The sequence below is a fragment of the Rathayibacter sp. VKM Ac-2760 genome (assembly GCF_009834185.1).
In the GTDB taxonomy this organism is placed as follows: domain Bacteria; phylum Actinomycetota; class Actinomycetes; order Actinomycetales; family Microbacteriaceae; genus Rathayibacter.
In genome coordinates, this window is sequence record NZ_CP047173.1 from 1805913 (window position 1) to 1827461 (window position 21549).

Consider the following 21549-nt stretch of genomic DNA (forward strand, 5'->3'; position numbering starts at 1 on the left):
GGCGGGGGCGCGGCGCGTGCCCGTCCGGCTCCGTCGGCGGTGTCGGAGGGGCGTGACAGCATGGGGCGGTGCCCCCCGAGACCTCCGCCGCCTCCTGGCGCGCCCGCGTGGGCGAGCTCAGCGGCGGCGAGCTCGGCGAGGCGGGTCCGCCGCTCACGCCGATCGGCCTGCAGTTCGAGCTGCGGCGGCTCGTCCGGCGCGCCGACGACCCGTGGCGGGCGCCCGCGAGCGAGCGCGTCACCGCTGCGACCTACGACCCGTCCGCCCGCGAGGACCACCGCCTGGCCACCCGGCCGGTCGTGCCCGGGCGAGGCGGCGCCTGGAACCGGTCGACCCTCACCTGGAAGTCGCTCAACTTCCAGACCCACCGGCTCGCGCTCGACCCCGCGCACCAGCGCTGGTTCGCCGAGTTCGCCGCCCTGCACCGGGCCACCCGCACGGTGCACCTCGGCCAGGACCCCGACTGGATCCACCTCGACGACTACGAGAGCCCGCTGCTCTGGCGACTGCTCGAGCAGACGGAGGGCCTGCGCATCCCGCTGCTGACCTCCGGCGCGGGCTCGGTCGCGCGCGCCGCCTCCGCGCACGTCGCCCTCGTCGCCGCCGACCGCGGCGGCGCGCTGGAGCTCACCCCCGTCCTCCGGCTCGACACCGGCGAGCGCCGGCTCGACGCCGCCCGCCCGATCGCCCGGCACGGCGTCTACCTGGTCGAAGCCGGCGACCCCGCGTCGCTGCTGCTCGCCCCCGCGCCGCAGCCCCTCGACGACGAGGAGCTGCGGCTGCTGCGCCACCCGGACCCGACGAGCGTGCCCGCGGACGACGTCGCCGAGTTCCGGGAGGAGCACCTGCCGACCCTGCGCGGCCGCATCGCCGTGCGCGGGGCCGACGCCGGGACGGAGCTCGACGAGCCCGAGCCGCCCCGCCTCGTCTGCACCGTCTCCTTCGAGCCGCGCCGCGTCGTCCGGGTCGGCTGGCACTGGCGGCGGACGCCCGATCGGGCCCGCGAGCTGGACGGGACGGGCGACGAGGTCCTCGAGACCGCGATCCTCCGGCGCGCCCGCACCGTCCTGGCCGAGCTGCAGTCGGACGTCGTGCCGGACCTCGACCGACCGGCCGTCCTCCGCGGCGCGGCGGCCGCGGTCTTCGTGGTCGAGCAGCTGCCCCGGCTCGAGGGCGTCGGCGGCGTCCGCGTCGACCGCGAAGGGGTGCCGCCGGACTACCGGCTGCTGAACGGTCCGCTGACGCTCACGCTCACCGCCGCCGACACCGAGAGCGCCGACTGGTTCGACCTCGGCGTCGTGGTGACGATCGGCGACGCGAGCGTCCCCTTCGGTCCGCTCTTCCGCGCGCTGGCGACCGGTGCCGGCCGGATCCGGCTGGTCGACCACTCCTACCTCTCACTCGCGCACCCCGGCCTCGACCGCCTCCGCGAGCTGCTGAACCGCGCCGACGAGCTCGACGAATGGGAGACCGGCGTGCGGATCGGTCGGCACCAGACCGCGCTCTGGGCCGAGCTGGACGAGCTGGCGGACGCGAGCGTCGCCTCCGACGCCTGGCGCGGCGTGCTCGAGAACGCGCTGGCCGCCGGCGCCCCGGTCGACGTCGCGCCGCCCGCCGGGCTGGTCGGCGAGCTGCGCTCCTACCAGCGCGAGGGCTACTCCTGGCTGGTGCACCGTCGCCGACACGGTCTCGGCGGCGTCCTCGCCGACGACATGGGGCTCGGCAAGACGCTGCAGACTCTCGCGATGATGCTCCAGGCCGTCGAGGAGGCGCGCGCCGCCGGCGCGGCGGCGCCGCCGTTCCTCGTGGTGGCACCGACCTCGGTGCTGCCCGGCTGGCTCTCCGAGGCCGCCCGCTTCGCGCCGTCGCTCCGGGTCGCGGCGGTGACGAGCTCGCGGGAGGGTCACGGGGCGTCGCTCGCCGCGGTCCCCGCCGAGGTGGACGTCGTCGTCACCAGCTACGCGGTGCTCCGGCTCGCCGGCGAGCAGTGGGCCGCGCGCGAGTGGTCGGCGCTCGTCCTCGACGAGGCGCAGTTCGTGAAGAATCCGAGCGCCCAGGCCCACCGAGCCGCCCGCGGTGTCGGCGCGCCGATCACGCTCGCGCTCACCGGCACGCCGCTGGAGAACTCGCTCGACGAGCTGTGGGCGATCCTCGCGCTGACGGCGCCCGGGCTGCTGCCGTCGCTGCGGCGGTTCCGCGAGGAGTACACCCGGCCGATCCTGCACGCCGACGAGCCGGTCGGCATCGCCTCGCCCGACCACTCCGGCGGACGCACCGTCGCGCACTCCGAGGGCGCCCGCCGTCGCCTCGACCGGCTTCGGCGCCGGATCCGCCCGTTCCTGCTGCGACGCACCAAGGAGGCGGTCGCTCCCGAGCTGCCCGAGAAGCAGGAGCAGACGATCGAGGTCGCCCTCGCGCCGAGCCACCGCGTCCTCTACGACGGCTACCTCCAGCGCGAGCGCCGGAAGCTGCTCGGGCTCGTCGAGGATCTCGACCGGCAGCGGTTCACCGTCTTCCGCTCGCTCACGCTGCTGCGGCTGCTCGCCCTGGACGCCTCCCTGGTCGACCCCGCCTACCGGCACGTGCCCTCCGCGAAGCTCGACGCCCTCGTCGAGCAGCTCGACGACGTGCTGGCCGAGGGCCGCCGCGCGCTCGTGTTCAGCACCTTCACGTCGTACCTCGAGCGCGCCGCCGAGCGCCTGCGCCGCCGGGGCATCCCCTTCGTGCAGCTCGACGGCGGCACTCGCGACCGGGCCGGAGTGATCGAGGAGTTCCGCTCGGGCGCGGCGCCGGTCTTCCTGATCAGTTTGAAGGCCGGCGGAACCGGGCTGACGCTGACCGAGGCGGACCACGTCTTCATCCTCGATCCGTGGTGGAACCCGGCGGCCGAGGCGCAGGCGGTCGACCGCGCGCACCGGATCGGCCAGGAGCGCCGGGTCAACGTCTACCGGCTCGTCGCGAAGGACACGATCGAGGAGAAGATCGTCCGGCTCAAGGAGCGCAAGGCGCGGTTGAGCGCGGCGACCCTCGACGAGGGCGAGCTGTTCGCCCAGGCCCTCACCGCCGACGACCTCCGGGAGCTGCTGGCGGAGTGACCGCCCCCGTCCACACCCCTGGAAGGGTGACGGAACGGACAGCCGCACCCCAGGATCCGCGCGCAGACTGACCCGATGAGCCGCCGCCGTCCCCGCCCCCGCCCCGACTGGGTCGCCGCCCTCGAAACGGGGGACGACGCCGGCCTCTTCGGACCCGGCAGCGCCGTCTGGGCCGTGAACGGAGCGATGCCGACCATGGTCGCCGGCGTGCGCGCGCTGCTGATGCAGACGCTGCACGCGGGTGCGATGGCCGGGGTGCACGACCACTCCCGCTACCGCGAGGACCCGATGGGGCGCCTCGACAACACCGTCCGCTGGGTGCTCACCACGAGCTTCGGCGACACGGCCACCGCCTCGGGCGCCGCCCGCTGGGTGACGGGCGTGCACGAGCGGATCGTCGGCACCTATCACGACGCCGCCGACGCTGAGCGGCACTACTCGGCTCAGGACCCGCGACTGCTGCTCTGGGTGCACGACGCGTTCACCGAGGCGTTCCTCGGCGCGCACGAGTTGTGGGGCGGGCCGATCCCCGGCGGTCCCGACGCCTACGTCCGCGAGTGGGCCGCATCCGGTCGACTGCTCGGCGTCGAGAACCCGCCGGAGAGCGTGGCCGAGCTGCGCGAGCAGCTGGCCGGATTCGCGGGCGAGCTGCGTCCGGACGAGCGCGTGCACGAGGCGGTGCAGTTCCTGCGCACCGTGAAGCTGCCGGGCGAGGCCGGGGTGGTCTATCCGCTGCTCTTCGCCGGGGCGACCGCGTCGCTGTCGCCGGAGGTGCGCCGGCTCCTCGGCCTCCGCCGTGCCTGGTGGCCGGCGATCACCGCCACCCGCCTCCTGATGCGCGGTCTCGAGCTCTACCTCGGCCGTGTCTCACCGAGCGAGCGGGCCGCCCGCACCCGTCTCGGCCGCCTCGCCGCCTCCCGCGCCACCGCGACCTGACGCCGCCCGCCGCGCGCGGGCGATTCCGGCACGTGCTCGCCGGAACCGCCCGTCTCCGCGAGCCGGGGCGGATTCTGCGAGCCGGAGTTCTCGGACAAGCAGTCCCCGCGACCTCCGGCTCGCGAAATCTGCTCGGGCTCGCCGGAATAGCCCGTTTCCGCGAGCCGAGGCGGATTCTGCGTGCCGGAGTTCTCGGAGGTGCGGTCCCTGTGCCCTCCGGCTCGTGAAATCTGCTCGGGCTCGCCGGATTGGCCTGTTCCGGCGTGCCGAGGCGGATTCTGCGTGCCGGAGTTCTCGGACGTGCGGTCCCCGCGACCTCCGGCTCGCGAGATCTGCTCGGGCTCGCCGGAATAGCCTGTTTCCGCGAGCCGAGGCGGATTCCGCGTGCCTGAGTTCTCGAACGTGCACTCCCCGCGACCTCCGGCTCGCGGATTCGGCTCCGGCTCGCCTGAATCGGCCCTTTCCGCAAGCCGAGGCGATTCTCACGTGCCGAAGTTGTCCGACGCGACCTCCGGCTCGCCGAACCACCTCCGGCACGCGCAATCACCTCCGGCACGCCGCACCCACCCGCGCCGGAGCCGCCCGCCCCATCGGATCCGCCCAGCTTCTCGAACACCTGTCCGGGAAGTGGTAGACTGCCGGAGATGACTTCCGCTCGACCCGCGTCACCGCTCGGAGCGGACGCCCCTCCGATCTCCGCGTCGGTCGACCCGCGGGCCCGCCGCACACGCCGCCGGGTCTTCGACGCGGTCGAGCGACTCGTGATGCAGACCGACGGCGAGCGCGCCGAGGGCATCGCCGTCAGCGACATCGTGCGCGAGGCCGGCATCAGCCGCAGCTCGTTCTACGCGCACTTCGAGGACGCGGCGGCCGTCGCCTCCGCCCTCCTGCGCGAGGACCTCGTCGTGGCCGACGTCGCCGAGGGCGACGCCTTCGACCGCACCGGAGCCGAGGCCCTGCGCCGGGGCTACGTCCGCCTCGTCGAGCGGCTGGTCGACCGGCACGCCTTCCACACCCGACTCCGCGCCCGTGCATCGGCGCGTCTCGCCTCGGACGACGCGGTCCTCGACACCGTGCTCGCCCTGCACCGCGAGGTGCTCGCCCGCGCGCAGGCGCCCGCCGGCGTCGACGCCGAGCTGACCGCGACCTTCGCCGCCGGTGGTGTCGTCGCCGTGGTCGGCGCCTGGCTCGCCGGCAGCCTCGACGGCACCGACGAGGAGCTGGTCGAGCGACTCCTCGCCCTCCTCCCGCCCTGGCTGGCCGATGCGCCGCTGCGGCCCCTCGCCTCCTCCTCCCCGCCACTACTACGCCCCACGATGAAAGGCACGACATGATGACATTCGAGGTCGGCGAGACCCTGGTCTACCCGCACCACGGAGCGGTGACGATCACCGGGCTCGAGAAGCGCTCGGTCAAGGGCGTCGAGAAGACGTTCATGACGATGAACGTGCACACCAGCGAGCTCACGATCACCCTGCCCGTCGAGAACGCCGAGCTCGTCGGCGTGCGCGAGATCATCGACGACGCCGGTGTGCAGGCCGTCTACGACGTCCTCCGCAGCGACGTGGCCGAGGAGGCCAGCAACTGGTCGCGCCGCTTCAAGGCCAACCAGGAGAAGATGGCCAGCGGCAGCGTCTACCGCGTCAGCGAGGTCGTCCGCGACCTGTGGCGCCGCGAGCAGGCCGGCGGCGTCTCCGCCGGCGAGAAGCGCATGCTGCTGAAGGCCCGCCAGATCCTGGTCTCCGAGCTCTCGCTCGCGCTGAAGGCCACCGACGAGGAGGCCTCCGCGAAGCTCGACGAGGTCCTCGCCTCGGCGATCTGATCCCGCCCGACGGCGCGTCCACCCTCCGGGGCGGGCGCGCCGTCGTCGTCTCCGGCTCCGTGGCTCGTTCCGCGCGTCACCCGTTCTAGGCTGGCGGAGCCGACCCGGCGTGGTCGCGAGCAGGGGACCGGAAGGAGCGCAGGCATGACCGCATCCGACGAGGCGACGCGCGCCGCCGGCGCCCTGCAGGAGCTGCTCGCGCGGACCGTCGCCGAACTGGAGCGCCGCGGCGTCGCCGATCAGGCCCTCGCCGAGCTCCGCCGGCGGCGTGCTCTCCTGGGCTTCCACCGCGCCCCCGTGATGACACCCGTCACCCGGGCCTGGCGACTCGGCGTCCTGCTGCTCGGTCACGACGGCGAGCTCTTCGCGACCGGATCCGTCACCCGCTCCGTGGCCCCGCTGCACGCGAACAACCAGTCGGAGTCGCAGGAGGCGCGCCGAGAGATCCGGAAGGCCGCCTTCGACGGCCCGTTCCAGGAGGGCGAGATCGTCAACCACGGCTGGCGCCGCCTGGCGGTCGACCCCGAGAGCCTCGCCGCCGGTCAGGAGCCGCTGTCGCTCCGGGACGGCGGTGTCGTCGTGCGCTGGGCTCCGGGCCTGGTCGACCAGGGCCTCATGCCGATCGAGCGCTACGTCGCCGACCGGCTCGATCTGCTCGACGGGGCCTAGGAGCCGACCGGACACCGAAGCCCGGCCGGCTCCTCCGCGTCACTCCTCCTCGGCGACCGGGTGGAACCACGGCGGGTAGACCGCGACGCGGGGCGAGGCACCGCTGTTCTCGAACATCGCCTTGACCTTGTTCTTCATCGTCACCGACGGCACGCCGACGACGGCGATCTCCTCGATCGGGAACCGCTCCGGCACGAGCGCCTCGGCGCTGCGCAGCGCGGGCTCGTCGACGAGGAGGCGTGCGAAGGTGCGCACCAGGGCGTCGCCCTCGGTGAAGCGGGTCAGCACGTGCGAGGCGTCGCCGTCGCTGAGCACCGGGGCGGAGGAGAGCGAGCCCACCAGCACGACGAACTGCGACGCCGTGGTGGTCTGCGCGCGGGGCGACCAGTGCGGCAGCACGCGCTCGCCGCGGAGGTCGGCCCAGAGCGCCGCGTCGGGCGAGAGGAAGAACGGCACGTAGCCGGCGACGCTCACGCCGTCCTTGACCTGCACGGCGCGGCGGTGCTCGCGCGTCGTCTCGGCGCTGACGTCGACGGCGGGGCGGTCGCCGAGAGCCTGGTCGGCCAGCACGGCGCCGGCGGCGACGATCGCCTCGAGGTTGTCGAGGTGCGTGACGTGGTAGATCCGCTGCGCGGCGACGTCGACCTGGGGGAGCGGCTTCTCGCGGGCGGTCCCGCGGGCGGCGGCGCGCGCCGTGGCCGCCCGGGACGTCCCCGGCACGCGCACCGGCGCGCGCGTGCGCCCCTGCGGCTCGGGGAGCTTGGCGGGGGAGCAGACGTCGCAGAGCGCGATGTCGAGGCCGTGGATGCATTCTTCGGGCACGCGTGTGATCCTTCTGCGCGCGGGCTCGGGATTCCGGCGCAAGGACGACGTTACGCGACCGCGGCGACCCCGTGCCGTCCCGGCGGCGATCAGCGGACCCCCGACGGGGGCGTCCCGCGGATCCGCTGGGAGCGCACCGGGCACCCCATCGGGCGCGCGTAGCGTGGGCCGGATGAAGCGCACACCCCCCGCCGAGGGACAGGAATCCGTCTGGGACTACCCGCGACCGCCCCGGGTCGAGCCGACCGCCGAGCACGTGGTCGTCCGGCTCGGCGGCGTCGTCGTCGCCGACACCCGCGAGGCGTTCCGCGTCCTCGAGACCAGTCACCCGCCCGTCTACTACCTCCCGCGCTCCGCGTTCGCCGAGGGCGCCCTCGAGCCGGCGCCGGGCCGCAGCATCTGCGAGTTCAAGGGCGCGGCCGCGTACCTCACGGTGCGCGGCGGCGAGGCGGTCGCCGAGGCGGCCGGCTGGATCTACCCGGATCCGCTGCCGGGCTTCGAGCAGCTCGTCGGCACGGTCGCGCTCTACCCCGGCCGGATGGACTCCTGCACGGTCGACGGCGAGACGGTGCAGCCGCAGCCCGGCGACTTCTACGGCGGCTGGATCACCTCGCGGGTGGTCGGTCCGTTCAAGGGCGCACCGGGGACCATGTTCTGGTGACGACCGGAGTGCTCCGGCGTAACGCCGGGTAACCGCCCGACGCGCCGTCCGCCTCCCGTGCCACGGTGGTGCCCACTGCCGGAGGGCGGACACGGGGGGCGGATCATGGCGCAGGACGAGCGTTCGAGCGAGGACGGCTGGGGCTTCGCGACCCGGCAGCTGCATGCGGGAGCGGTCGAGGACGCGCTGCACGCACGGCGCACCCCGATCTATCTCACGGCCGGCTTCAGCTTCGACTCCTTCGACGAGGCCCGCGACCGCTTCGCCGGCGCGGACGGCTACACCTACACCCGGGTCGGCAACCCGACCACCGACGCCGTCGAGCGCCGCCTCGCCGCCCTCGAGGGCGGAGTCGAGGCCCTCCTGGTCGGCAGCGGCCAGGCGGCCGTCTCGGTCGCCCTGCTCGCGCTCGCCTCCGCGGGCGACCACGTGGTCGCCGCCTCGAGCCTCTACGAGGGCACGCGCAATCTCCTGCTGGAGAACCTGGCCCGGCTCGGCGTCGCCACCACGTTCGTCGAGGACGCCGACGACCCGCTCGCCTGGGCCGACGCGATCACTCCGCGCACCCGCGCCGTCCTGATCGAGTCGATCCCGAACCCGCGTAACGACGTCGTGGACGTCCGGCTCGTCGCCGAGGTCGCGCACCGCGCCGGCGTCCCCGTCGTCGTCGACAACACCTTCGCGACCCCGTACCTCCTCCGCCCGCTCGAGCACGGCGCTGACATCGTCGTGCACTCGGCGAGCAAGTTCCTGGCCGGGCACGGCGCCGTGATCGCCGGGGTGATCGTGGACGGCGGCCGCTTCGACTGGCGCACGCCGCAGTACCCGCACCTCGCCGCGGCGATCGAGCGCGGCGGCGACCTGGAGCGGGCCTTCGCCGACTACGCCCGTCACGTGGTCGCCGGCCGGATGGGGCCGACCGTCTCACCGCTCACGGCCTTCCTGCTCGAGCAGGGGCTCGAGACGCTGTCGCTGCGGGTCCGCCACCAGTCGCGCAGCGCCCTCGCCGTCGCGCGCTGGCTGGAGGAGCGGCCCGAGGTCGCGAGCGTCGACTACAGCGGGCTCGCCTCCAGCCCCTCGCACGCGCTCGCCCGTCGCCTCCTGCCGCTCGGGCAGGGCTCGGTCTTCTCCTTCACCCTGCACGGCGGGGAGGAGGCGGCGCGCCGCTTCTCGGACGCGCTCGGCCTCTTCACCCGGATGACGCACCTCGGCGACGTCCGCTCGCTCGTGCTGCACCCGGCCTCGACCACGCACGTCGGCCGCACGGCCGAGCAGCTCGCCGCCGCCGGCATCGGACCGGGCCTGCTCCGCCTCTCGATCGGCATCGAGGACGTCGAGGATCTGCTAGCCGATCTCGAACGCGGGCTGGCCGCCGCCGCCGTGCGCCCGCTCGTGCTGGCGGAGGCGTCGTGAGCGCCCCGCAGCACTTCGCCTGGTTCCTCTCCCGCGGGTTCGGCCCGCAGGCCTGGGGGCAGCCCGGCTGGGAGTGGGAGCACTCCTGGACGACCGCGGAGGTGTACCGCCGAAGCGCCCGCGAGCTCGAGCAGGCCGGCTTCGATCTCGTCATCATCGAGGACGCGCTCTCGCTCGGGAACGCGAGCACCCTCGACCTGCGGATCCGCCGGGCCTACGGCGGCCCCAAGCACGACCCGCTGCTGCTCGCGCCCTCCCTCTTCGAGGCGACGCAGCACCTCGGCGTCGCGCCGACGGTGAACCCGATGGCGTACAGCCCGTACCAGGCCGCCCGCCAGTTCGCCACGCTCCAGCACCTCAGCGCCGGCCGGCTCGGGCTGAACGTCGTCACCGACGTGGGCAGCAGCCGGCACTTCGGCCTCGAGCCGCTCGCGCACGACGGCGCCTACGACCGCGCGCACGAGTGGCTCGACTCGCTGCGCGAGCTCTGGCGCAGCTGGGGCGACGACGCCCTGATCCAGGACGAGGCGACCGGCCGCTTCGCCGACGGCGCGCGACTGCGGGCCGTGCAGCACCGGGGAACCCACTACTCGTTCGACGGGCCGCTGAACGCGCTGCCGTTCGGCACGGGTGCCGATGCGGATCCGGGCGAGCCGGTGATCGTCTCGCCCGGCGGATCCCCGCGCGGCATCGACTTCGCCGGCGCGCAGTCCGAGATCCAGCTGGCCCTCGCCTCGCTCGACATCGCGACGGTGCGCGGCTACCGCGAGCGCGCGCGCACTGCCGCCGCCGCGCACGGCAGGAACTCCGACGACCTGACGATCCTGTTCGTGTTCAAGCCGATCATCGTCTCGAGCCGCGAGGAGGCGGAGCGCCTCGTCGACGCCTCCGCGCACCCCGACGACGCGACGCTGCTCGCCGTGGCCGCCGCGCAGTCCAGCGACCTCGAGACCGACCTCACCGTCCTCGACCTCGATCGACCCGTCGACCCGTCGGTCTTCGGCGAGCACGTCTCGCGCGGCAGCATCGCCGGGCTCTACGGCGGGGCCGACGCCGATGCTCCACTGCGCGCGCTGCTCACCGCCAAGGCGCGCCTCGGCCTGATCGCCGACCGGCGCGGAGTCGTCGGCACCGCGGAGGAGGTCGCCGACTTCGTGCAGGAGCTCGGCGACGATGCGGACAACGACGGCATCGCGTTCTCCGGCGACTTCCACCCCGTGACGCTGCACCGGATGCTGGACGAGCTGGTGCCGATCCTGCGACGCCGCGGGATCCTCCGCCGCGGCTACCCGGGCGGCGGCCTGCGCGGGAGCCTCAGGGAGTTCTGACGACGTCGGTCGCGGCCGCGACCAGCAGCGGGCGCACCGCGTCGAGGCCGGACACGTCGAGCGACCACTCCGGGCGGCGGAACGTCCCGGGCGTCACCCGGAAGCGGATCTCCTCGACCGCGACGCCGTCGGCGCCGACCGTGCGCTGCGTGCCGTTGCGCTCGTAGCCGAGCGCCGTCGACACTCCGATCGAGGCGGCGTTCCACGCCAGCGCGCTGCTCTCCGCCACCTCCGCACCGAGGTGGTCGAAGGCGAGCAGCAGCGCCGCCGCGCGCATCTCCCGACCGAGACCGCGGCCCTGCGCGGCGCGCGTCAGCCACGAGCCGGAGGAGACGGTGCGCCGCGCCGCGAACTCGTCGGCGAGCAGATCCTGGCAGCCGATCACCACGCCGTCCTCGACGATCGCGAAGGCGACGCGCCAGGAGTCGGGCCGGGTCGCCGCACGGAGCGACCACTGGTAGCGGGCGAGGTCGGCGGGCAGCTGCTCGGCCGGCACCTCCGCCCAGGCCGCGGGGAACGGCGAGCGGCCCGGCTCGTGGATCCCGGCGGCGGCGGCGGACGCCAGCGCGGGCAGATCCGCGTCGCGCACGGGATGCAGCTCGAGGCGGGGCGTCCGCAGCACGAGGGAGAAGAGCGGCCAGGCGAGGGCGGGATCGTCCATCCGTCGACGCTAGCGAACGCGGGACCGGAGCGGGCCGGCGGCGCGGACCGCGCGCCGACCCGGGTGGTACCGGTGGTGGGACTCGAACCCACAAGCCCTCTCGGACAGAGCATTTTGAGTGCCCCGCGTCTGCCATTCCGCCACACCGGCTCATCACGAGCCTGTCGAGAATACCGTAGGCTCTTCGGCGTGACAGACCAGGAAACTCCGTCGACCGCCCCCCGTCGGGTCGTCGTCGCGGAAGACGAATCGCTCATCCGCATGGACATCGTGGAGATCCTCCGCGACAACGGCTTCGAGGTCGTCGGTGAGGCGGGCGACGGCGAGACGGCGGTGGCCCTCGCCACCGAGCTCCGCCCCGATCTGGTGATCATGGACGTGAAGATGCCCCAGCTCGACGGCATCTCGGCGGCCGAGCGCCTCTCGAAGGCGCACATCGCCCCCGTCGTGCTGCTGACCGCGTTCAGCCAGAAGGAGCTGGTCGAGCGCGCGAGCGAGGCCGGCGCCCTGGCCTACGTGGTGAAGCCGTTCACTCCGAACGACCTGCTTCCGGCGATCGAGATCGCCCTCTCCCGCTACGCGCAGATCCTCACCCTCGAGGCCGAGGTCGCCGACATGGTCGAGCGCTTCGAGACCCGCAAGCTCGTCGACCGGGCCAAGGGCCTGCTCAACGAGAAGATGGGCCTCTCCGAGCCCGAGGCGTTCCGCTGGATCCAGAAGGCGTCGATGGACCGCCGCCTCACCATGCACGACGTCGCGCAGGCGATCATCGAGCAGCTCAGCCCCAAGAAGTAGGGCGGCGGCCCGAGGGCCGCGCCGTCACGGCCAGAGGCGGGTGCGCTCCCACGGGGAGCCGCCCGCCTCCGTCGTTCCCGCGGCTGTGCGGTACTCCAGGCGGGTGTGGTCCTGCTCGGCGGCGGTCGAGCCCTGCCAGAACTCGATGCGCTCGGGGACGACGCGGTAGACGGCCCAGTCGCGGTCGAGTGTCGCGGGGGAGCAGGCGACGGCCACACCGGTCTGCAGAGTCACGAGGTCGAAGTCCTCGGCGCGCTTCATCGGCTCGCTCTGCCGGCCGACGAGCAGCGCCGTGCGGCCCGCCTCCGACCGGCGCTGGAAGTCCTTCGCCGATTCCTCCGCGGATCCGCGCTCGACCCGCCCCTCGACCCGGACCTGCCGGCCCTGCACCGGCCAGAAGAAGGTCAGCGCGGCGTGCGGGTTGGCCGCCATCGCGCGCCCCTTGGGGCTGGAGGCGTGGGTCGAGAACGCCCAGCCGGTGTCGTCGATGTCGCGCAGCACGAGCACCCGCGCCGAGACGGTCCCGTCGGCGTCGGCGGTCGACAGCGTCGCACCGTGGGGGAGCAGCTGCCCCGCGTCCTTCGCCGCCTCGAGCCACTGCCCGAACAGCTCGACCGGATCGGCCGGCGCCGCCTCCGCCTCGAAGTCGGGCAGCTCGGACGGCATGGACGGCAGGGAGCGCAGCAGATCGCGGAAGGTCACGCCCCGAGCCTAGGTCGCCCTGCCCGCGGCGTCGGGGGCTTGCGCTCGCGCGGTCCGTCCCGGGTGGGACGGGTCTCACCTCCACCCTGGCGCGCGATGACCGGCGTAGCGCGACAGTAGTTGCCAGCACCATATGAGTATGGCTATACAGGAGGAGCGCTCGGGGTGGAATCAGCCGAAGCGGTGAGCAGTACCGCAGAGTCACGTCGGTGGTCGGCTCCGAATGGAAGCGCACTCGCCCGGGTTCGATGAGGCGCCGCGACCGCGTGTGCCGGCTCTCCCGCGCGAGCGAGATCGAGTGGAGTGCATGATGCGATCACTGAGAAAGTCCTCTCTCCTCCTTGTCGCCGGGCTCGTCTTCGCCGTCGCGGCCCTCGGGAGCGCGCCGGCGCAGGCGAGTCCGCTCCCCGCCCCGGACACCTCGACAGCGAGCAGGGATGCAGGTGGACAGGCAGTGGCCGCTCTCGACGAGCACGATCTCCTCGATCCCAGAGGTGCTGCTCCCGAGGAGAGCGGCACCGCGGAAGCCTCGGTTCCACGCGGCGACGAGGGAGGTGCGGAGCCGGCCGCGGCCCCTGCGTCCGAGCAGCTCGACGCCCTCGACGGACTGACCGTCACCACGCCTCGAGGCTCACTCTCCCTGGCGCCGGTGACGGAGGCCGTCGGGACGGAGGTCCAGCCCGGAGTCCTGCTGTACGAGGGCGAGCACGCCGACTACGTCCTCACCAGTTCCGACGACGCCGCGGCTGCCGCGGGTTACGCGGTCATCAAGGGGGCGGAGGCGCCGGAGGAGTACCGCTTCGAGGTGACGGCCTCGGGTGCTGCCGCGCACCTCGCACTCACCGACGCCGGCGCTGTCACCGTCTCCGATTCGCTCGGAGACGTCGTGAACACCATCGCAGCGCCCTGGGCGATCGACGCCGAGGGTGCTCCCGTCGACACGTGGTACGAGATCGACGGCAGCACTGTCCTTCAGCACCTTCGACACCAGGGTGCTGCGTATCCGGTGGTCGCCGACCCGAGTGTGGAGTGCGACGCGGCCTTCTGCACTCTTCTCCTGAGCCGTTCCGACACTCATCGTCTGGCCAGTGACTCCGGTGCCGTGACGGTAGTGCTGGCCTTTCTCTGCGGTGGTGCCAGCTGGGCGTGCGAACTGGGAGCGGCGGTCGCGATCGACGCCGCCAATCGTGCGGAGGACGAGGGCAAGTGCGTCGGCGTGCGCCATCTGCACTACGTGGCGGTGGCGTCCTTCCCTGTCAGCGAGCCCTGCAAGGAGTGAGTCCATGAGCGAGACGTCCGCACCTCCTGAGCCGCGGTGGGGTCCACCTCGGTCACGGCTCGGCTTGATCGTCTTCACGGTCTGCTTGCTGCTGTTCTTCATCTCCGGGGCCGCCTTCCCCGAGGTGCAGCACTTCTCCCCCCTCGTGACGCTCATCGTCGTGGTCCCGCTGCTGGCCTTCTTTCCCCGCGCGATTCCGCTGGTGGAGAGATCGTGGCTTCTCGAGCGGACAGCACCCCGACCGACGTCGGCTTCGTACTACGGCCAGGGGCTGGCCGGATTGTGCGGGTCGACGGTGGCGCCCCTCGTGCACACTCAGACGCCCTTCTTGGTCGCGGCGGCGGCGATCCTCGTCATCGGGGCGGTCGTCGTCGCGACCGTTCCCACCGCGCCCTGAATCGAGTCGTCAGCGGGCGTCGCGGAGGATGTTCGTGATGCGGACCGTGCTGAGGCGACGGCCCTGCTCGTCGCGGACGACGATCTCGTGCGTGGTGAGGGTGGAGCCGAGGTGGATCGCGTCGCAGGTGGCGATCACGTGGCCGTGCGTGATCGAGCGGCTGTGGCTCGCGTTCAGCTCGATGCCCATCGCGAGGCGGCCCGCTCCGGCGTGCACGTTCGCGGCGATCGAGCCCATCGACTCGGCGAGGACGACGTGCGCGCCGCCGTGCAGGATGCCGACCGGCTGGCGGTTGCCCGCGACGGGCATCGACGCGACCGAGTGCTCCGGCGTGAGCTCGTGCCAGACGATGCCCATCCGCTCGGCCAGCTCGCCGCTTCCGCGACCGATCAGCGCCTCGAGATCGAGGACGGGCGGGCGCACCCAGGCGGTGGCGGGAGTGGCGGCGGCGGGGGCCGAGTCGGTCACGGTGCTCCTCGTGCTGGGCCTCCCCGGGGCCCTCCGCCGACGGGCGGGACCGGGCCCGAACCGGTGTCGGAGGCGCTGTGTAGTCTTGCCCTGTGTCAGATCCGGAACAGCCTACCCTCCTGCTCATCGACGGTCATTCCCTCGCGTTCCGGGCGTTCTACGCCCTCCCGGTCGACAGCTTCCAGACCCGCGAGGGTCAGCACACGAACGCCATCCACGGCTTCCTGTCGATGCTGATCCTGCTGCTGAAGAACGAGAAGCCGACCCACCTCGGCGTCGCCTTCGACATCTCCCGCTACTCGTTCCGGACCCGCGAGTACGCCGAGTACAAGGGCACCCGCGGCGAGACCCCGCCCGAGTTCAAGGGCCAGGTCCCCCTCCTCGAGGAGGCGCTGCACGCGATGAACATCCGCACCGTCTCGAAGGAGGACTTCGAGGCCGACGACATCCTCGCCACGCTCGCGCGCCAGGGCGCCGAGGCGGGCTTCCGCGTGCTCGTCGTCTCGGGCGACCGCGACACGATCCAGCTGGTGACGCCCGACGTCACGCTGCTCTACCCGTCGACGCAGGGCGTCTCGCAGCTCACCCGCTACGACCGCGACAAGGTCTTCGAGAAGTACGGCGTCGAGCCGCACCAGTACCCCGAGATCGCGGCCCTCGTCGGCGAGACGAGCGACAACCTGCCCGGCGTCGACAAGGTCGGCCCCAAGACGGCCGCCAAGTGGGTCAACCAGTACGGCACCGTCGCGGACATCATCGCCCACGCCGACGAGATCAAGGGCGTCGTCGGCGAGAAGCTGCGCGAGCAGAAGGAGAACGCGCTCCGCAACCGCCGGCTGAACCGCCTGATCACCGACGTCGAGCTGCCGCTCGGCCCGAACGACCTCGGCCGCCGGCCGATCGACCCCGACGCGGTGCGCGAGATCTTCAGCCGGCTCGAGTTCAAGACGCTCCAGGAGCGCGTGCTGACGATCGCCGCCGACGAGGGCGTCGAGGGCGCGGCGGAGGCGCTCGCGGGCGACACCGTCGTCACGGCGGCTCCCGCCGTGCGGAACCTGGTCGACGAGGAGCTGGCGCACTGGCTGACGCGCGTCTCCGCCGACGGCACCGTTCCCGTCGCCGTGCAGGTGCAGCTCGGCGCCGACGGACTCGAGGGCATCGGCCTCTCGGTCGACTCCGAGTCGGCCTTCGTGCCCTGGGCGGCCGGGCGGCCGGACTACACCGCGCTCGAGGAGTGGCTCGCGAGCGACGCCCCGAAGTACTTCGCCGATGCGAAGCCGCAGGTCAAGGCGCTGCGCCGCGCGGGCCTCCCGGTCGCGGGCCTCGCCTTCGACACCCGCATCGCGGCCTGGCTCCTGCAGCCCACCGGCCACGCGGCCACGCTGTCGGCCCAGGTGCTGCAGTACCTCGACGAGTCGATGCCGCAGGGCGACCCGAACCAGCTCGTCCCCACCGTCGATCCGATCGGGCCCGCGACCGAGGCCTGGTACGCGCACCGCCTCGTCGCGGTCCAGACCGAGCTGCTCGGCGAGGGCATGCTCTCGGTGCTCGTCGACATCGAGCTGCCGATCGTGCAGGTGCTCGCGACGATGGAGCTGACCGGCGTCGCGATCGACGCCGACGTGCTCGCGCGCCTGCGCACCGAGCTCACCGCGACCTCGGTCGACCTCGCGAACCGCGCCTTCGCCGAGATCGGGCACGAGATGAACCTCGGCTCGCCCAAGCAGCTGCAGCAGGTCCTCTTCGAGGAGCTGGCCATGCCGCGCACCCGCGCGACCAAGACCGGCTACACGACCGATGCCTCCGCCCTCGCGGACCTCCAGGAGTCGCACCCGCACCCGTTCCTCGGCCTGCTGCTCGAGCACCGCGACGCGACGAAGCTCAAGCAGATCATCGAGACGCTCGAGAAATCAGTAACCGCCGACGGGCGCATCCACACGAGCTACGACCAGACCGGCACGGCGACCGGCCGGATCTCCTCCAACGACCCGAATCTGCAGAACATCCCCGTCCGCAGCGAGGTCGGCCGCCGCATCCGCACCGCGTTCGTGCACGGCCGCCAGGCGAGCACCCTGATCACCGCCGACTACTCGCAGATCGAGATGCGGATCATGGCGCACCTCTCCGGCGACGCCGGGCTGATCGAGGCCTTCCACAGCGGCGAGGACCTGCACCGCTTCGTCGGCGCGCGGATCTTCGGCGTCGAGCCGGCCGACGTCACCTCGGCGATGCGCAACAAGGTCAAGGCGATGTCCTACGGCCTCGCCTACGGACTGAGCGCCTTCGGCCTCTCCAAGCAGCTGCGCATCTCGAGCAATGAGGCGAAGCAGCTGATGACCGACTACTTCGTCCGCTTCGGCGCGGTCCGCGACTACCTCCGCACGGTGGTCGAGCAGGCCCGCGAGACCGGCTACACCGAGACGATCTTCGGCCGCCGCCGCCCGTTCCCCGACCTGCAGAGCGGCAATCGCGTCCTGCGCGACAACGCCGAGCGGGCCGCGCTGAACTCGCCGATCCAGGGGTCGGCCGCCGACATCATGAAGATCGCGATGATCGGGGTGCAGGCCGACATCGGCGAGCGGGGGCTGGAGTCGCGGATGCTGCTCCAGGTGCACGACGAGCTGATCTTCGACGTCGCCCCCGGCGAGGAGGACGTGCTCGAGGAGGTCGTCCGAGCGCGGATGGCGGGCGCCGTCGATCTCTCGGTGCCGCTCGAGGTGCAGGTCGGCCACGGCTCCGACTGGGACGTCGCGGCGCACTGACGCCGATCGGCCCGTCGGCCGCTCCCGGCCGCTGGCTAGGCTCGAGAGCATGACCTCCGATCCCTCTCGCGTGCCCACCGCCGTCGATCTGGTCGCCGAGCGGTGGGTCGACACCCTCGTCGAGCTCGAGCCCGTCCTCGGCACCTCGATCGGCCGGGCCGAGGCGAACCGGCGGCTCGGCGACCTGTCGCCGGAGGGCCTCGAGCGCTCCCGCGCCGCGACGGCCGCCGCCCTCGCCGAGCTCGAGTCCGCCGTGCCGGTCGACGCCGTCGACGCGGTCACCGTCGCGGACCTCGGCGCCGACCTCCGGCTCTCGCTCGAGGCGCACGAGGCAGGGCTTCCTCTGCGCGACCTCAACGTGATCGCGTCCCCCGCGCAGGAGCTCCGCGACGTCTTCGACCTGATGCCGACCGACTCGGTGGGCGACTGGGAGGACGTCGCCGAGCGGCTGCATGCCGTGCCGGCCGCTCTCGCCGGCTACGCCGAGACGCTCCGGGCGGGCATCGGTGCCGGAGTGACGCCCGCGCGCCGCCAGGTGGGGCTCGTCGCCGAGCAGGCCGAGACCCTCGCCGGTGCGCGCGGGTTCTTCGCTGCGCTGGCCGCGGACGCCGCTCCGGCCACCGGCTCCCTGCCCGCGTCCCTCTCGCTGCGACTCGAGGAGGGCGCCCGGCGTGCCGCTGCAGCGTACGGCGGGCTCGCCGCCTTCCTCCGCACCGAGCTCGCCCCCGCGGCGACGGAGCAGGACGCGGTCGGTCGCGAGCACTACGCGCTGCAGTCGCGCCGCTTCCTCGGCGCCGTCGTCGACCTCGACGAGACCTACGAGTGGGGGATCGAGGAGCTCGCGCGGATGACCGCCGAGCAGGAGGCGATCGCCCGGGAGATCCAGCCCGGCGCCTCGGTCGCCGAGGCGATCGCGCACCTGGACACCGACCCGTCCCGCACGCTGCACGGCGTCGACGCCCTCCAGCGCTGGATGCAGGAGACGAGCGACCGCGCCGTCCGCGAGCTCGCCGGCACCGCCTTCGACATCCCCGACGAGCTCCGCCGCCTGGAGTGCCGGATCGCGCCGACCCAGGAGGGCGGCATCTACTACACCGGGCCGAGCGACGACTTCTCCCGCCCCGGCCGGATGTGGTGGTCGGTGCCCCCGGGCGTCACCGAGTTCGCCACCTGGCGCGAGCTGACGACCGTCTACCACGAGGGCGTCCCCGGCCACCACCTGCAGGTGGGGCAGGCCGTCCACAACCGTGCGAGCCTCAACACCTGGCGCCGCCAGCTCGCCGGCAGCTCGGGCCACGCCGAGGGCTGGGCGCTCTACGCGGAGCGCCTGATGGAGCGGTTCGGCTACCTCGACGACCCGGCCGACCGCCTGGGCATGCTCGACGGTCAGCGGATGCGTGCGGCCCGCGTCGTGATCGACATCGGGGTGCACCTGCAGAAGCGGATGCCCGGCTCGACCGACGTCTGGACCGCCGAGTCCGCCCTCGCGTTCCTCCGCGCGAACGTCAACATGGACGACGCGTTCGTCCGCTTCGAGGTGAACCGCTACCTCGGCTGGCCCGGCCAGGCTCCGTCCTACAAGATCGGCCAGCGGATCTGGGAGGAGCTGCGCGACGAGGCGAGCGCCCGCGAGGGCGCCGGCTTCTCGCTCGCCGGATTCCACCGTCGCGCACTCGATCTGGGCGGCGTCGGGCTCGACACCCTGCGCGCGAGCCTCGCCGGCGGCTCCTGACCGACGGGATCCGCCAGGACGCGCGGAACGACGCCCGTCGAGATTGCTCTCGCCGTCCCGGATTCGATAGTCTGGAACGTCACATTCGTGGCGCCGCCGTGCCCACGGTGCGCGACGAGGTCCAGGATCACGGTCCCGGACGTCGGAGCACTCCCGGGTCGCGGCATCCCCATCACTCCGCAGCGGTCACCACCGCGTCACGCCGCAGGGCGTGTCGGTGCCCGCCGCCCGATACCCATCCATCCTGGAGCATCCCTTAATGACAACCGCAACGACCGAAAAGGCAACCAAGCAGGTCGCGATCAACGACATCGGGTCTGCTGAAGACTTTCTTGCCGCGGTCGAAAAGACTCTGAAGTTCTTCAACGACGGAGACCTCATCGAAGGCACCGTCGTGAAGATCGACCGCGACGAGGTCCTCCTCGACGTCGGTTACAAGACCGAGGGCGTCATCCCCTCGCGTGAGCTCTCCATCAAGCACGACGTCGACCCCTCCGAGGTCGTCAACGTGGGCGACAGCGTCGAAGCCCTCGTCCTGCAGAAGGAGGACAAGGAGGGTCGCCTGATCCTCTCCAAGAAGCGTGCGCAGTACGAGCGCGCGTGGGGCGACGTCGAGAAGATCAAGGAGTCCGACGGTGTCGTCACCGGTTCGGTCATCGAGGTCGTCAAGGGCGGGCTCATCGTCGACATCGGCCTCCGCGGCTTCCTCCCCGCCTCGCTCATCGAGCTGCGCCGCGTCCGCGACCTCACGCCGTACCTCGGCCAGGAGATCGAGGCGAAGATCCTCGAGCTCGACAAGAACCGCAACAACGTGGTCCTGTCGCGTCGCGCGCTCCTCGAGCAGACGCAGTCCGAGAGCCGTACCACGTTCCTGAACAACCTGCACAAGGGTCAGGTCCGCAAGGGCGTCGTGTCCTCGATCGTCAACTTCGGTGCGTTCGTCGACCTCGGCGGCGTCGACGGTCTCGTCCACGTCTCCGAGCTCTCCTGGAAGCACATCGAGCACGCCTCCGAGGTCGTCGAGGTCGGCCAGGAGGTCACCGTCGAGATCCTCGAGGTCGACCTCGACCGCGAGCGCGTGTCGCTCTCGCTCAAGGCGACGCAGGAGGACCCGTGGCAGGTCTTCGCCCGCACCCACGCGATCGGTCAGGTCGCCCCGGGCAAGGTCACGAAGCTGGTCCCGTTCGGTGCCTTCGTCCGCGTCGCGGACGGCATCGAGGGCCTCGTCCACATCTCCGAGCTCTCGGGCAAGCACGTCGAGCTCGCCGAGCAGGTCGTCTCGGTCGGTGAAGAGGTGTTCGTCAAGGTCATCGACATCGACCTCGACCGCCGCCGCATCTCGCTCTCGCTCAAGCAGGCGAACGAGAACGTCGACCCCGAGGGCACCGAGTTCGACCCGGCGCTCTACGGCATGGCCACCGAGTACGACGACCAGGGGAACTACAAGTACCCCGACGGCTTCGACCCGGAGACCAACGAGTGGCGCGAGGGCTTCGAGTCGCAGCGCGAGGCCTGGGAGCAGGACTACGCCGCGGCGCAGGCCCGCTGGGAGGCCCACAAGGCCCAGGTCGCCAAGTCGCAGGAGGAGGCCGCCACGGTCTCCGAGGGCGTCTCGGTCGGCGGCGGCTTCACCAACACCGAGTCGGCTGCCGGCGGCGGAACCCTCGCCGACGACGAGTCGCTCGCCGCACTGCGCGAGAAGCTGTCCTCCAACAACTGATCGCCATCCCCGTTCGAACGGCCGGTCCCCTCGGGGGCCGGCCGTTCGGCGTTGCCGGCCCGATCGCGGGGTCTCGATACGCCCCTCCGGGGCTACTCGACCAGCAAGGGCCGCCCCTCTGGGGCGACGCGACCAGCGAGGGGGGCCGCCCTTGCTGATCGAGTAGCCCGCGCAGCGGGCGTATCGAGATCCGCCCCCGTAGGGACGCGTAGGTCTCGATACGCCCCTCCGGGGCTACTCGACCAGCAAGGGCAGCCCCTCCGGGGCTCCTCGTTCAGCAAGGGCAG

At 72.7% G+C, this 21549-nt stretch carries 18 protein-coding genes and 1 tRNA gene; 14 read left to right on the plus strand and 5 right to left on the minus strand.

Annotated features, from left to right (window positions below; genetic code table 11):
• Window positions 1-68 precede the first annotated feature (68 nt).
• The 5 genes from GSU72_RS08155 (at window position 69) to GSU72_RS08175 (ending at window position 6522) form a co-directional block, all read left to right on the plus strand.
• The gene (locus GSU72_RS08155) at window positions 69-3095 is read left to right on the plus strand and encodes a DEAD/DEAH box helicase (RefSeq protein WP_244256046.1); all 3027 of its coding nucleotides are present in this window, start codon (window positions 69-71) and stop codon (window positions 3093-3095) included.
• Between the two features lie 75 nt (window positions 3096-3170).
• Window positions 3171-4031 (plus strand): oxygenase MpaB family protein, encoded by an 861-nt coding sequence (locus GSU72_RS08160; RefSeq protein ID WP_159984566.1) that lies wholly within the window; start codon window positions 3171-3173, stop codon window positions 4029-4031.
• A 644-nt stretch (window positions 4032-4675) separates the two neighbouring features.
• Window positions 4676-5365, plus strand: a complete 690-nt coding sequence (locus tag GSU72_RS08165; RefSeq protein ID WP_159984567.1) for a TetR family transcriptional regulator — start codon at window positions 4676-4678, stop codon at window positions 5363-5365.
• Window positions 5365-5853, plus strand: a complete 489-nt coding sequence (locus GSU72_RS08170; RefSeq protein ID WP_123446565.1) for a CarD family transcriptional regulator — start codon at window positions 5365-5367, stop codon at window positions 5851-5853. The genes GSU72_RS08165 and GSU72_RS08170 overlap by 1 nt, the downstream gene beginning before the upstream one ends.
• A 144-nt stretch (window positions 5854-5997) precedes the next feature.
• The gene (locus GSU72_RS08175) at window positions 5998-6522 is read left to right on the plus strand and encodes a hypothetical protein (protein WP_159984568.1); all 525 of its coding nucleotides are present in this window, start codon (window positions 5998-6000) and stop codon (window positions 6520-6522) included.
• Between the two features lie 39 nt (window positions 6523-6561).
• Here GSU72_RS08175 and GSU72_RS08180 read toward each other — a convergent pair whose 3' ends face one another.
• Complete coding sequence (locus GSU72_RS08180) at window positions 6562-7344, minus strand: DarT ssDNA thymidine ADP-ribosyltransferase family protein (RefSeq protein ID WP_159984569.1); 783 nt, start codon at window positions 7342-7344, stop codon at window positions 6562-6564.
• A gap of 172 nt (window positions 7345-7516) precedes the next feature.
• Between GSU72_RS08180 and GSU72_RS08185 the strand changes: the two genes are divergently transcribed.
• The 3 genes from GSU72_RS08185 to GSU72_RS08195 all read left to right on the plus strand — a co-directional run bounded on the left by GSU72_RS08185 (window position 7517) and on the right by GSU72_RS08195 (window position 10746).
• The gene (locus GSU72_RS08185; RefSeq protein WP_159984570.1) at window positions 7517-8005 is read left to right on the plus strand and encodes a DUF427 domain-containing protein; all 489 of its coding nucleotides are present in this window, start codon (window positions 7517-7519) and stop codon (window positions 8003-8005) included.
• Between the two features lie 105 nt (window positions 8006-8110).
• Window positions 8111-9418, plus strand: a complete 1308-nt coding sequence (locus GSU72_RS08190; protein WP_159984571.1) for a PLP-dependent transferase — start codon at window positions 8111-8113, stop codon at window positions 9416-9418.
• Window positions 9415-10746, plus strand: coding sequence for an LLM class flavin-dependent oxidoreductase (locus GSU72_RS08195; protein ID WP_159984572.1), 1332 nt, complete (start codon window positions 9415-9417; stop codon window positions 10744-10746). The genes GSU72_RS08190 and GSU72_RS08195 overlap by 4 nt, the downstream gene beginning before the upstream one ends.
• On the opposite strand, the gene GSU72_RS08200 is transcribed toward GSU72_RS08195, so the two are convergent.
• Both GSU72_RS08200 and GSU72_RS08205 read right to left on the minus strand, forming a co-directional pair.
• Window positions 10733-11407, minus strand: a complete 675-nt coding sequence (locus GSU72_RS08200) for a GNAT family protein (protein ID WP_159984573.1) — start codon at window positions 11405-11407, stop codon at window positions 10733-10735. The two genes, GSU72_RS08195 and GSU72_RS08200, sit on opposite strands and share 14 nt — an antisense overlap.
• A 64-nt stretch (window positions 11408-11471) precedes the next feature.
• A tRNA-Leu gene (locus GSU72_RS08205) sits at window positions 11472-11557 on the minus strand.
• Between the two features lie 39 nt (window positions 11558-11596).
• Here GSU72_RS08205 and GSU72_RS08210 point away from each other — a divergent pair.
• On the plus strand, window positions 11597-12202 hold the full coding sequence (locus GSU72_RS08210) for a response regulator (RefSeq protein WP_159984574.1): 606 nt from the start codon (window positions 11597-11599) through the stop codon (window positions 12200-12202).
• A gap of 24 nt (window positions 12203-12226) precedes the next feature.
• On the opposite strand, the gene GSU72_RS08215 is transcribed toward GSU72_RS08210, so the two are convergent.
• Complete coding sequence (locus tag GSU72_RS08215; RefSeq protein ID WP_159984575.1) at window positions 12227-12904, minus strand: pyridoxal 5'-phosphate synthase; 678 nt, start codon at window positions 12902-12904, stop codon at window positions 12227-12229.
• Between the two features lie 454 nt (window positions 12905-13358).
• Between GSU72_RS08215 and GSU72_RS08220 the strand changes: the two genes are divergently transcribed.
• Both GSU72_RS08220 and GSU72_RS08225 read left to right on the plus strand, forming a co-directional pair.
• Window positions 13359-14183 (plus strand): hypothetical protein, encoded by an 825-nt coding sequence (locus tag GSU72_RS08220; RefSeq protein ID WP_159984576.1) that lies wholly within the window; start codon window positions 13359-13361, stop codon window positions 14181-14183.
• 4 nt (window positions 14184-14187) lie between these two features.
• Complete coding sequence (locus tag GSU72_RS08225; RefSeq protein ID WP_159984577.1) at window positions 14188-14580, plus strand: hypothetical protein; 393 nt, start codon at window positions 14188-14190, stop codon at window positions 14578-14580.
• 9 nt (window positions 14581-14589) lie between these two features.
• On the opposite strand, the gene GSU72_RS08230 is transcribed toward GSU72_RS08225, so the two are convergent.
• The gene (locus GSU72_RS08230; RefSeq protein ID WP_244256107.1) at window positions 14590-15003 is read right to left on the minus strand and encodes a hotdog fold thioesterase; all 414 of its coding nucleotides are present in this window, start codon (window positions 15001-15003) and stop codon (window positions 14590-14592) included.
• Window positions 15004-15140: 137 nt separating this feature from the next.
• Here GSU72_RS08230 and polA point away from each other — a divergent pair, with 137 nt between their 5' ends.
• From polA to rpsA, 3 genes are all read left to right on the plus strand, one after another.
• Complete coding sequence (gene polA / locus GSU72_RS08235) at window positions 15141-17810, plus strand: DNA polymerase I (RefSeq protein ID WP_159984578.1); 2670 nt, start codon at window positions 15141-15143, stop codon at window positions 17808-17810.
• 49 nt (window positions 17811-17859) lie between these two features.
• Window positions 17860-19542, plus strand: a complete 1683-nt coding sequence (locus GSU72_RS08240; RefSeq protein ID WP_159984579.1) for a DUF885 domain-containing protein — start codon at window positions 17860-17862, stop codon at window positions 19540-19542.
• 259 nt (window positions 19543-19801) lie between these two features.
• Entirely contained in the window at window positions 19802-21262 is a 1461-nt protein-coding gene (gene rpsA / locus GSU72_RS08245) for a 30S ribosomal protein S1 (protein WP_159984580.1), read from the plus strand.
• The last annotated feature ends 287 nt before the right edge of the window (window positions 21263-21549 follow it).

Coding starts and splice junctions, on each gene's coding strand:
- GSU72_RS08170 (WP_123446565.1), top strand. CDS start 5,365: ATGACATTCGAGGTCGGCGAGACCCTGGTCTACCCGCACCACGGAGCG.
- GSU72_RS08240 (WP_159984579.1), top strand. CDS start 17,860: ATGACCTCCGATCCCTCTCGCGTGCCCACCGCCGTCGATCTGGTCGCC.
- GSU72_RS08225 (WP_159984577.1), top strand. CDS start 14,188: ATGAGCGAGACGTCCGCACCTCCTGAGCCGCGGTGGGGTCCACCTCGG.
- GSU72_RS08165 (WP_159984567.1), top strand. CDS start 4,676: ATGACTTCCGCTCGACCCGCGTCACCGCTCGGAGCGGACGCCCCTCCG.
- GSU72_RS08190 (WP_159984571.1), top strand. CDS start 8,111: ATGGCGCAGGACGAGCGTTCGAGCGAGGACGGCTGGGGCTTCGCGACC.
- GSU72_RS08160 (WP_159984566.1), top strand. CDS start 3,171: ATGAGCCGCCGCCGTCCCCGCCCCCGCCCCGACTGGGTCGCCGCCCTC.
- GSU72_RS08200 (WP_159984573.1), bottom strand. CDS start 11,407: ATGGACGATCCCGCCCTCGCCTGGCCGCTCTTCTCCCTCGTGCTGCGG.
- GSU72_RS08175 (WP_159984568.1), top strand. CDS start 5,998: ATGACCGCATCCGACGAGGCGACGCGCGCCGCCGGCGCCCTGCAGGAG.
- GSU72_RS08185 (WP_159984570.1), top strand. CDS start 7,517: ATGAAGCGCACACCCCCCGCCGAGGGACAGGAATCCGTCTGGGACTAC.
- rpsA (WP_159984580.1), top strand. CDS start 19,802: ATGACAACCGCAACGACCGAAAAGGCAACCAAGCAGGTCGCGATCAAC.